The sequence below is a fragment of the Luteirhabdus pelagi genome (genome assembly GCF_016827595.1).
GTDB lineage: Bacteria > Bacteroidota > Bacteroidia > Flavobacteriales > Flavobacteriaceae > Luteirhabdus > Luteirhabdus pelagi.
In genome coordinates, this window is record NZ_JAECMS010000014.1 from 1 (window position 1) to 3,674 (window position 3,674).

Annotated in this window: 3 protein-coding genes; all 3 read left to right on the plus strand. The window is 31.4% G+C overall.

Going from position 1 to position 3,674, the window contains the following annotated elements; translation table 11 throughout:
* Window positions 1–84 precede the first annotated feature (84 nt).
* The 3 genes from I4Q58_RS15265 to I4Q58_RS15275 all read left to right on the plus strand — a co-directional run bounded on the left by I4Q58_RS15265 (window position 85) and on the right by I4Q58_RS15275 (window position 3,436).
* Window positions 85–777 (plus strand): hypothetical protein, encoded by a 693-nt coding sequence (locus I4Q58_RS15265; RefSeq protein WP_203296774.1) that lies wholly within the window; start codon window positions 85–87, stop codon window positions 775–777.
* A gap of 155 nt (window positions 778–932) precedes the next feature.
* Window positions 933–1,712 carry a hypothetical protein gene (locus I4Q58_RS15270; RefSeq protein ID WP_203296775.1) on the plus strand — a complete coding sequence of 260 codons (780 nt, stop codon included), beginning with the start codon at window positions 933–935 and terminating at the stop codon, window positions 1,710–1,712.
* A 617-nt stretch (window positions 1,713–2,329) separates the two neighbouring features.
* A complete protein-coding gene (locus tag I4Q58_RS15275) occupies window positions 2,330–3,436 on the plus strand; it encodes a TlpA family protein disulfide reductase (protein WP_203296776.1) in 1,107 nt (368 codons plus the stop codon).
* The last annotated feature ends 238 nt before the right edge of the window (window positions 3,437–3,674 follow it).

Here is a 3,674-nt window from a genome sequence, read left to right on the forward strand (position 1 = left end):
CGGAAGAACAAAGAAAAACTGGAATTTTTAACCATTTAAACAACCAAAAAATGGTCAACCTATTTCAGGACAAGACAAAAAATTATGGGACTATTTTCACATAAGAACAATCCATTTAATTGGTATAAATACAATTTGAAGTTTTCAATTGAATTATTATATGGTTTCGTAAAAAGTAGCGAGAACCAAATTCAAATTTCCATAGATGATTATCTTAAAAAAGTGGAAACCACAGTTATTGAAGAAGCTACAGGATTTCCAGGTAGTCATCAAATAATAGATCATTATAATGACTTAGATAGTCAAACTTGGAATTTAGATGGGGTTTTTAAGGAACATTTTCCAAATCTTCAAAGGCGCTCGGCATTTATAACACTGTATAGTTATTTAGAGCATGAATTAGACAAACTATGCATACTTTTTAAAAAATCAAACAACTACGCTATTGAACTTAGCGATATTAAATATAACGGCATAGATAGAAGTGTAACTTATTTAAGTAAAATCGCAAACTTACCAATTGAAAAAGGAGACTTTAGATGGGGAAAATTGAAATCAATTCAAAAAATCAGAAATTTAATTGTCCATAACGATGGAAAGTTGATTGACTTAAAAGGTGTTATAAAAGAATCGGAACTCAAAATTGTTCGAGAAAATGATTTTTTGGATGAAGAGAGTGAAATTCTTATAAAAAATGGATTTTTAAAATCAGTCTTAGATAGCTTTAATGACTTCTTTATGTATTTAAATGAATTGATAGAAGCAAACTGTAGCTAACAACGTATAACGCCTATTAGCGTTGATATGGTTAAATGAATTTGAATTCTCACGAAACAATCACCACTTCCCTACTAATTGAAAAAAACGTAAATTGAAATCCAACGCAACAGGTCGTTATACAAGACCGTTATGGGCAAGGCGAGATGAACACTGTGAAATTTAACGACATAAAGCAAACAATAGGATTTTTCGCAATCTCTATCGCATGGGCAGCAATGAATTTTGCGAACGCAATTTATATTGCAATTGTGGACGGAAAAGCCACGGATAGTGGAGTGATTATCTTTTGGTCTGGCATTTTCATACTCGTTAGTTGGATTATATTTTTGATTTGGCCGATTGCTAAAATAAAATCTGATTCCAAACTGTTAAAAACTAAACTCTTTATACCACTTGCGATAATTTATGCCGCAATTGCATATGCAGTAATTATTGGCTCAATGTTTCAAAGTTTTGAATTACTTCTGATATTTTTACCGCAAGCGCTTTTCGTTGGACTGATTTTTGGAATTGTTTTCATCGGTCTAATAAATTCGAAAAGGATTGCTGATTTTCTCTATAAAAAACCATTAACCAAAACTTTATTTTTCTTTTCACCAGTAATTCTGATTAGCTTATTTCTTTATATAATTCCTATGATTGCACCGAGTTTGGTATTCCGTTTTGTGCCTAATCCCGTTCGAACTAAAATCATAGCGAATACAATTCCTAAATATAAAGTTGGTGATGATGTTGAGCAGTTGAAAAATGAATTACCGGGATATTTAGCACATATCAAAAATGGAAGTGGAAATATGTTTGCCACTATGGAAAACTTTGCTTTTGTGCTTCAAGCAAATTGCGGAAAAATAGTCCGTCTTGAATATAGCGAAAATCATTTGGATTTTGATAATACAATTTACGGAAGTATATCGGAAAAGCCCTGCCCATAACAACGTATAACGTGTATATTGCTGGTGATGGTCAAACAATTGAAAAGCCCTACCCTATTTAAAAAACTCCTTATCTGAAAAATAACTAACTTTAAATCCCGCAACACAACACGTTATACAAGACCGTTAACCTACAATTGCGGTGACCCGCTTGCAGCGGATTTCAATTCAAAAAAAGTTTAGCTGACTCTCATGCAAATAGAAATTGACTAAAAAGCAACGCTGAAAAAAATTGATTTTGATTTGTTGCGTTGACTTGTTGAATTCCAAACTGGACGGTTGATTTCAAACCGAAATTGAAAATTTGGAATAAAAAGTTGATTTGATTTGAGCAAGAATTGAGTAAATCGGATGATTTCTCAACGAAACGGATAATTCTGATTTAGTTCTGGGGTGATAAAATTGAAGCTGTTGTTGAAAACGAATTGCTTTCGGAAAAGAGCTTTCCCGCAACTGTAGGTAACAACGTATAACGTGCATGCTGCACGGTTGAATAACCTTATTTAAATTCCTACAGATCCAGGACAATTGTTCCGGTAACTGAATTTTACTTAACTTTAAAAAATACAGCACGACACGTTATACAAATCCGTTAGGCAACATTTGGAAAAAATCCTATGAAAAAAATCACAATCATTTTATTAATTTCGGTTTCCGTTACAAGCTGTAAAAAAGAAAAAGAAATTAACGTTCAATATATAACTGACAAGTTTAACGAAACAATTGAAAACATTGACAAAGTTCAATATGATGTGCAAAATGTGATGACATTTTCTGATGGTAATGTTTGGAATAACAAAGGTTTTGCAGTTCTGGAAAAAGAAACCTCTGATACAGTTTTCGGATTCTCATTTTATGGGATAAGAAACGACATTAACAAGTCATCCATTTATAAAGATGGAATTGGATTTCAAATTTCAAATAGTAAAAGAAAATTTGAACAAGAAAAAGGCGGATTACACTTTTTAGGAAGTCCAGGAGGACAAATGATTTATCGTGACTTTTTTAAATTGGATTCTGTATATAAAAAAGTTGTGTTTTCGGAAACTGACAGCACTTATCTTCTCACATATACATTTGAAGATGATTTAGAAAACAAAATCACAGATAAAACTAAAACTATTGAATTAAGTAAAAACAACTTCTTACCTAAGAAGGTGGTAAATTCACTTCAACCTGATTTCGGAAATAAGCAAACTGTTGAATTTATATTTGATAATTTCAAAATAAATGAAAGCATTGATAAAAGTGTTAATTCGTACATCGAGGAATTAAATGAATATGAACAAATAATCGAGGAAAAACCTAAACCAAATCCTCTATTAAAAAAATCATTACCAAAATTCATATTAACCGACTTATTTGATGAGAAAAATAAAGTAAATATTGACACAGATAAATTAACACTAATTGATTTTTGGGAAGTTTGGTGCGGTTGGTGTATTAAGTCATTTCCAAAGGTAGAGGAAATTAAAAACAAGTATGAAAACGATTTAAATGTTATCGGAATTGTTTCACAGGATATCGAAAACGCAAGAAAATTAGTTGAGAAAAAAGAGACTACTTTTTTAAATTTAATTGGGAACAAAGAACTAAATCAAACCTTTAGTGTAAATAGTTGGCCAAGGTATTTTTTAGTTGACCAAAATGAAATTATCCAAGAAGAATATTACGGTTTTTCCGATCAAATTGAGAAGGATATTAAAAAACTGAATAACAAATAAAAACGTTGCCTAACAATGTATAACGCTCATTAAGCGAAGTTGGTCAATCGAATGAAAAAGACGTCGAAAAAACCAAATTTCCTACAACTGTAAAAACCGTATCTTTCAAAACCGCTTAACGAGAGGCGTTATACAAGACCGTTAGCCATAATTTTTGATGATGCATCGTCCTGAAATAGGTTGACTAAAAATTAACCCTTTTAGTACTATACCTTATGAAAGACAAAAAACCACCCTG